Here is a 6963-nt window from a genome sequence, read left to right on the forward strand (position 1 = left end):
GCTTCCAGGGTCAGGTGATCGAACTCGACACCGAGGCGCTTGCTCGGGCCGAGCAAGCTGCGGGCGGCGCGATAGAAGTTGTCGCGCTGCCAGTCGGTATAAACCAGATTGTCGCCGAAGCTGCGCCGCCAGGGCTGCCCACCGTCGATCTTGGCCGAGATGGTGCTGTGCGTGCTGTCGCTGACCACCAGGCCGTAGGGCCGCCCGAAGGAGCAGTAGAGGAAGTCGCTGTAGTAAGCGATGTTGTGCATTGAGGTGAAGAACGCTGCGTCGAGCTGCTGTTCTTCAAGCAAGTTTCTCAGCCCGGCAACGCGCCGCTCCATCTCCGCCTGAGAGAAGGTCGCGGGCGCCTTCGGCCCGTTCTCGATCTTGAGGGTTTCTTCCATCGACCAGACCTCCCTATCCGAAGCGCCCGCTTTCCGACGGCGCGGGTGGGGGGTCAAGCTTTTCCCGCCGGGCGGCGAGCCGCGGCCGGGGCCAACTCAAGCCAAGACGCTAGAAGCTGAAGGACAGCGCCTTCTGAATGCGCCGCGCCACTTCGCTCTTGCCGGACGGCTTGGGCTGCTTGTTGGGTTCCTTCGGCACGGCCTTCAACGGAGCAGACGAGCCGACGCTGGAGCCGGCGCTTTTGCCGGCCGCTGCGCCGGCCAGCAGACCGGACTGTCGCAGAAGGCCGAGATGGCGATCGGTGTCGCCGCGATAGACCGCGTGAACCGCCTGCACCAGGGCGGTGTCACTGATCGTCGCGGTCTCGTCGCCGACGGCGGCGCCGTTCGGCTGAGCCGCCGCCATTGGCGGATTGCCCGGAGTTGCGAGCTTGTCGCCGAGCTTGGGATGCATGATCCCTCCTTCGTTCACGGAGTGTCAGCAGGGCTGACGGATACGGCGGCCCGCCCCCTAGCCAGGCGGACTCTGCGCAAGAATCGCCGCACAGTGGTGAACGAAGACTTAAACCCTATCAGAGGCTTGTTGCCCCCGGACCATGCTCGCCAGTCGAGGACTAGTTCTTCGACTTGTCGACCAGAGCGTTCTGGGCAATCCACGGCATCATGGCGCGCAGCTTGCTGCCGACCTGCTCGATCGAGTGCTCGGCGTGCCCTGCGCGCATGGCCTTGAAGGAGGCTTGGCCGGCCCTGTTCTCCAGCACCCAGTCGCGGGCGAAGCGGCCGGACTGGATGTCGTCCAGGATGCGCTTCATCTCGGCCTTGGTCTCGGCGTTCACGACCCGGGGTCCGCGGGTGTAGTCGCCGTACTCGGCCGTGTTGGAGATGGAGTAGCGCATGTTGGCCATGCCGCCCTCGTACATCAGGTCGACGATCAGCTTCACCTCGTGGAGGCATTCGAAGTAGGCCATCTCCGGCGCGTAGCCGGCGTCCACCAGGGTCTCGTAGCCGGCCTGGATCAGCGCGGTGAGGCCGCCGCAGAGCACCACCTGCTCGCCGAAGAGGTCGGTCTCGCACTCCTCCTTGAAGGTGGTCTCGATGACGCCGGAGCGCCCGCCGCCAATGGCCGAGGCATAGGAGAGCGCGATCTCCTGGGCGTTGCCGGAGGCGTTCTGCGCCACCGCGATGAGGCAGGGCACGCCGCCGCCGCGCACGTATTCTGAGCGCACGGTGTGGCCCGGGCCCTTGGGGGCGATCATGAAGACGTCGAGGTCCTTGCGCGCCTCGATGAGGGCGAAGTGGATGTTGAAGCCGTGGGCGAAGGCGAGCGCCGCGCCCTCCTTCATGTTGCCGGCCAGGGAGTCGCGATAGATGTCGGCCTGCAGCTCGTCGGGGGTCAGCATCATGACCACATCGGCCCACTTGGCGGCCTCCTCCGGGGTCATCACCTGGAGGCCCGCGTTCTCGGCCTTCTTGGCCGAAGCCGAGCCGGCCCGCAGGGCGACGCGCACCTCGCTGACACCGCTGTCCTTCAGATTGTTGGCATGGGCATGGCCCTGGCTGCCGTAGCCGACGATGGCCACCTTCTTGCCCTTGATCAGATTGACATCGGCGTCACGATCGTAATAGACGCGCATAGCGGCCGTCTCCCTCGGTACTTTTGTTGTTCGAAAAGGCTCGGCGGGGTTCTAAAACGCCCCACCGCAAAGCGCAACGGGATTCCCGGCATGGCCCCCTGCGCCACGCGCATGGCCGAAACCCGCGGAAACCGGGGCCTTGGCGCGGCCCCGGGGACGGTACGCGCCCAGCGCCGCATCAACAGGTCTCCCCCCTTGCGGGGGAGAAAGCACAATCAGGGTGTTGGTCCCGTCGGGGCCAACGCCTTGATTGTGCAAGAGGGGGGGAACCAACCGCACCCCCCTCCTGAGAAATCTAACGCTTTGCCGCGCTGATACGCGGCCAAGCGCAAGATTTCTCTTCCTCCCCCGCAAGGAGGGAGGAAAACATGAGGGGCGCCGGCATCCGGGTGATCCCGCCCGGCGGCGCTATTCGGCGGCGGGGCGGAGGAAGTCCAGGGGTTCGAAGCGCAGCAGCAGATCCGGGCCGACCAGCAGCACCTGGTCCGGCGGCAGGGCCTGCCAGGTCTCAGGCTCCTCCAGCGGCTCGGAGACGATGGTGATCGACGGCGGCGCGTCGCTCTCCTCGGTGCCGCGCCAGTAGAGGCTGGGCGGCTTGTCGTCGCTGGCGTAGCGCAGGGCGTAGATCGACTGCCCGTCGGTGAGCGCCGCTGTGAAGCGCAGCGGGGCGCTCACCCCGGCCTCCGCCATCACGCCGCTCACCTGGGCCAGGGTGCACGAGAGGGCGCCCAGGGGGTCCTCCTCCAAGCCGTTGGCGAACAAGAGGAAGAACAGGATCTCGCTGTCGGTGGTGCCCTCGCGGTGGTCGTAGTAGCGGTCGGGAATCAGCGCCTCCAGGCGGCGGCGGAGCTGCAGGTAGCCGCCGATCTGGCCGTTGTGCATGAACAGCCAGCGCCCGTGGGCGAAGGGGTGGCAGTTGGGCCGCGAGGAGGAGGTGCCCGTGGAGGCGCGCACGTGGGCGAAGAACAGCCCGCTGCGGATCTGGTGCGCGAGGCTCTGCAGGTTCTGGTCGTTCCAAGCCGGCAGGACCTCCCGGTAGAGCCCCGGCTCCGGGCGGCGGCCGTACCAGCCGATGCCGAAGCCGTCGCCGTTGGTCGGCGTCTTGGCCTCATTGGCGCAGAGGCTCTGGTTCACCAGCGAATGATCCGGCTTGCAGATCAGCTCGTCGAGAAACAGCGGTTCACCGGAATAGGCCAGCCAGCGGCACATGGACTCCTCGCGCGGAAAATCGAGGACGCCAGCATAGAGAAGAAGGATGGAAAAAGCCTTGCGAAGCCCCGAGAGTTCGAGCGCGAGACGATCAATCTGTTTCGCCAGGAGCAAATATCGAGGTATTTTTTACCCGAAATGGGTGCTACAGAGCTAAAGCCCTGCCGGTCCGCGGGAGATGGCGACCACGCCGGTGCGGCTGACGTCGACCAGGCCCAGGGGCTGCATCAGGTCGATGAAGACGTCCAGCTTGTCGCTCTTGCCGGTCATCTCGAAGGTGAAGTGGTCGTGGCTGGAGTCCACGACCCGGGCGCGGAAGATGTCGGCGATGCGCAGGGATTCCACCCGCTTCTCGCCGGCGCCCGCCACCTTCACCAGGGCCAGCTCGCGCTCCACCGAGGGGCCGTCCAGGGAGAGGTCGCTGACCCGCTGCACCGGCACCAGGCGGTCGAGCTGGGCCTTGATCTGCTCCAGGATCTGCGGCGTGCCCGAGGTGACGATGGTGATGCGCGAGAACTTCTCGCGCGGGTCGACCTCGGTCACCGTCAGGCTTTCGATGTTGTAGCCGCGCCCGGAGAACAGGCCGATCACCCGGGCCAGCACGCCCGGTTCGTTGTCCACCAGCACCGCGATGGTGCGCACTTCGATGTCTTCTGTCTTCTTGGCCATGGGTCTTTAGAGTCTGACTCGGAATGAACTGTTTGATTTCAAGGGCCCGACAACGCCTTTCCTCCCCCCATCGTCACCCTCGGGCTTGTCCCGAGGGTCCATGGAAGGACCGAGACTCGAACCTCGATGGATTGCCGGCACAAGTCCGGCAATGACGGCCTGGGAGGCCAGAGCAATCGAACCTTCTGACGGATAGGCTTTCATTTTGGGTCAGGCTCTTAGAGGGCTGGTCCAGGAACAGCCCCTATACCAGGACCATGCCTTCCTCGGAGATCGGCTTGCCGGCCTTGTCCTCGGGCCCGAGCAGCATCTCGTAATGCGCCGCGCCGGAGGGGATCATCGGGAAGCAGTTCTCGTCCTTGGCCACCAGGCAGTCGAAGATCACCGGCTTGGGCGTCTCGATCATCTCGATGATCTTGTCGTCCAACTCCTCGGCCTTCTCGCAGCGGATGCCGACGGCGTGGAAGGACTCGGCCAGCTTCACGAAGTCCGGCAGGGAGGCGGTGTAGCTCTCCGAGTAGCGCCCGCCGTGCAGCAGCTCCTGCCACTGGCGCACCATGCCCATCCACTGGTTGTTCACGATGAACACCTTGACCGGCAGATTGTACTGGGCAATGCAGGAGAGTTCCTGAATGTTCATCAGGATGGAGGCCTCGCCGGCAATGTCGATGACCAGGGCGTCGGGATGGGCGCGCTGCACGCCGAGCGCGGCAGGCATGCCGTAGCCCATGGTGCCGAGCCCGCCGGAGGTCATCCAGTGGTTCGGCTCCTCGAACTTGAAGTACTGGGCCGCCCACATCTGGTGCTGGCCGACCTCGGTGGTGATGTAGGGCGCGCGGTCCTTGGTCAGTTCGTAGAGCCGCTTGATGGCGTACTGCGGCTTGATCACCTGGCCCTTCTGCTCGAACTTCAGGCAGTCGCGCGCGCGCCATTCGTCGATCTGCGCCCACCAGGCCTTCAGCGCCTTCTGGTCGAGTTCCAGCTTGCGCGCCTTCCAGGCCGTCAGCAGGTCTTCCAGGACGGTCCCGGCATCGCCGACCACCGGCAGGTCGACCACCACGTTCTTGTTGATGGACGACGCGTCGATGTCGACGTGGATCTTCTTGGAGCGCGGCGAGAACTCGTCCAGCCGCCCGGTCACCCGGTCGTCGAAGCGCGCGCCGATGTTGATCATCACATCGCAGTTGTACATGGCCAGGTTGGCCTCGTAGGTGCCGTGCATCCCCAGCATGCCGAGGAACTGCGGGTCGGAGCCGGGGAAGGCGCCGAGGCCCATCAGGGTGTTGGTGCAGGGTACGCCCAGCAGGTGGACGAAGCGGGTCAGCAGCTCGGAGGCCTTGGGGCCGGAGTTGATTACCCCGCCGCCGGCATAGACCACCGGCCGCTTGGCCTGGGCGATCATCTCCACGGCCTCGGCAATGGTCGCCTCGGGCGCCCGGGTCTGCGGGCGGTAGCTGCGGTGGCGCACGTCCTGCGGCGGGATGTAGGCGTCGCTCTTGTTCTGCAGCACGTCCTTGGGCAGGTCGATGACCACCGGGCCGGGTCGGCCGCTGCGCGCCACGTAAAAGGCCTCGTGGACGATGCGCGGCAGGTCGGCGATGTCCTTGATCAGATAGTTGTGCTTGGTGCAGGGCCGGGTGATGCCGGTGGTGTCGGCCTCCTGAAAGGCGTCGTTGCCGATCAGGTGGGTGGGCACCTGGCCGGTGAGGCAGACCACCGGGACGGAGTCCATCAGCGCGTCGGTCAGCCCGGTCACCGCGTTGGTCGCGCCGGGGCCGGAGGTGACCAGCACCACCCCCACCTTGCCGGTGGACCGGGCATAGCCCTCGGCCGCGTGGACCGCACCGCCCTCCTGACGGACCAGGATGTGCTGGATGTCATTCTGCTGGAACAGCGCGTCGTAGATCGGCAGGACGGCGCCCCCGGGATACCCGAAAATGACGTCGACGCCCTGGTCCCGCAGCGCCTTGATCAGCATCTCCGAACCCGTCAACGTGGGCACCTCGTCCCATTTCCTACCAGCCATCCGTACCTTCTCCCTCGGTCCTTCGCGGACCCTTTGCCGCCCTTTTGCGGGCCCGGCAGATTACCTTCCAGCATAAAAGAGGCCGGCAGAACCGGCCAAGAAGATTGCCCCGCCGCTGCCGGCAGGGGGGCCTTCGGCCGCTCTTTGTGCAGTGCCGAAGGAGCGCGACCCTATCCCCTTACCCGGGATCGGTCAACAGGATTTGACGAATTTTCGAAAATAATTCGGGCATCAGACTTTCCGAATATTGCGTTTCGATAACCATGATCGTCTGATCGTTACCCAGAAATTGATGCCGCAGCCAGGTGGTCTGGCGCTTGGCGTAGCGGCGGGTCGCCTGCTGGGCCCGGCTTAGGGCGTCGTCCAGGCTGGCCGAGCCGCGCAGAAAGCCGGCGAGTTCCGACACCCCGACGGCCTTCATGATCGGCAGGCCCGGGTCGAGACCCAGATCCAGCAGGCGCTCCACTTCCTCCAGCGCCCCCTCCTCAAGCATCGTCTCGAGGCGCCGGTTGCAGGCGGCATAGAGCGCCTCGCGGGGCGGCATCAGGCAGAGCTTCACGAAGCGGAAGGGGGCGGGTTCTCCGGCGACGGCCTGCCAGTGGGCCAGGGACCGCCCGGTGGCCTCCAGCACCTCCCAGGCGCGCACCACGCGCTGGCTGTCGCCGGGCGACAGCCGGGCGGCCATCTCAGGATCGCCGGCGGCCAGCTTGGCATGGAGGGCCGCGGGGCCGATCTCCGCCAGCGTGCTGCGTGCCGCGGCGCGGACCTCGGCTGGGATCTCCGGCACCGCGCTCAAACCCTCCTCGAAGCTGCGCAGGTATAGCCCGGTCCCGCCCACCAGGATCGGCAGCCGTCCCTGGCCGAGGGCCTCCTGCACTTCGGTCATGGCCAGGGCGCGCCAATGGCCGGCCGAGCAGGGCTCGGCCCCGGAGAGCACGCCGTAGAGGCGGTGCGGGGCGGTCTCCAGGATGGCGCCGCGCGGCCGCGCCGTCAGCACCGCCAACTCGCGGTAGACCTGCATGGAATCGGCATTGATCAC

General features: G+C 66.3%; 7 protein-coding genes. All 7 read right to left on the reverse strand.

Annotated elements, in window-relative coordinates:
• On the reverse strand, positions 1-386 hold a 386-nt coding region (locus Q0996_RS07525), incomplete at its 3' end, for an aminopeptidase P family N-terminal domain-containing protein (protein WP_299617279.1).
• Between the two features lie 109 nt (positions 387-495).
• A complete protein-coding gene (locus Q0996_RS07530) occupies positions 496-840 on the reverse strand; it encodes a hypothetical protein (RefSeq protein ID WP_299617281.1) in 345 nt (114 codons plus the stop codon).
• A 160-nt stretch (positions 841-1000) separates the two neighbouring features.
• Positions 1001-2020 carry a ketol-acid reductoisomerase gene (ilvC, locus tag Q0996_RS07535; RefSeq protein WP_299617282.1) on the reverse strand — a complete coding sequence of 340 codons (1020 nt, stop codon included), beginning with the start codon at positions 2018-2020 and terminating at the stop codon, positions 1001-1003.
• A 408-nt stretch (positions 2021-2428) separates the two neighbouring features.
• Positions 2429-3229 (reverse strand): class II glutamine amidotransferase, encoded by an 801-nt coding sequence (locus Q0996_RS07540; RefSeq protein WP_299617284.1) that lies wholly within the window; start codon positions 3227-3229, stop codon positions 2429-2431.
• Between the two features lie 153 nt (positions 3230-3382).
• Entirely contained in the window at positions 3383-3898 is a 516-nt protein-coding gene (gene ilvN / locus Q0996_RS07545) for an acetolactate synthase small subunit (RefSeq protein WP_299617286.1), read from the reverse strand.
• Positions 3899-4142: 244 nt separating this feature from the next.
• Positions 4143-5924, reverse strand: a complete 1782-nt coding sequence (locus Q0996_RS07550; protein ID WP_299617288.1) for an acetolactate synthase 3 large subunit — start codon at positions 5922-5924, stop codon at positions 4143-4145.
• 178 nt (positions 5925-6102) lie between these two features.
• On the reverse strand, positions 6103-6963 hold an 861-nt coding region (miaA, locus tag Q0996_RS07555), incomplete at its 5' end, for a tRNA (adenosine(37)-N6)-dimethylallyltransferase MiaA (protein WP_299617290.1).

The sequence above is a fragment of the Pelagibius sp. genome (assembly GCF_028289705.1).
Lineage (GTDB): Bacteria > Pseudomonadota > Alphaproteobacteria > Kiloniellales > Kiloniellaceae > Pelagibius.